The following is a 226-nucleotide window of genomic DNA, read 5'->3' as shown; positions in this document are numbered from 1 at the left end:
TCTTTACTGCCCAAGGTGCTGAATGTTTTAGATAAATCGCCTTTATGTTCAACTAACGCCACCGCCGCCTGTGCGGCCAGCGATGACATACCCGCCGTGACCGCCCCGCCAGCTACCCCGCCACCGACAACAATGTTGGCATTGGCAACCAAACTTGAGCCAGAGGTGGCCACCGCCACACCAATCGCAATTAATGCCGCCACCACTGGGTTCAGATGTTCACTTT

The 226-nt window shown here is 55.3% G+C and carries 1 protein-coding gene; it reads right to left on the bottom strand.

The window, feature by feature from the left end; all coding sequences use genetic code 11:
• Positions 1-226 (bottom strand): DUF637 domain-containing protein (locus FTA91_RS19705; RefSeq protein ID WP_145583790.1); only part of this gene is annotated, 226 nt, incomplete at both ends.

This window comes from Yersinia thracica (assembly GCF_902170565.1).
Classification (GTDB): Bacteria; Pseudomonadota; Gammaproteobacteria; order Enterobacterales; family Enterobacteriaceae; genus Yersinia; species Yersinia thracica.
This window is presented reverse-complemented; position numbering and strand designations above follow the sequence as displayed.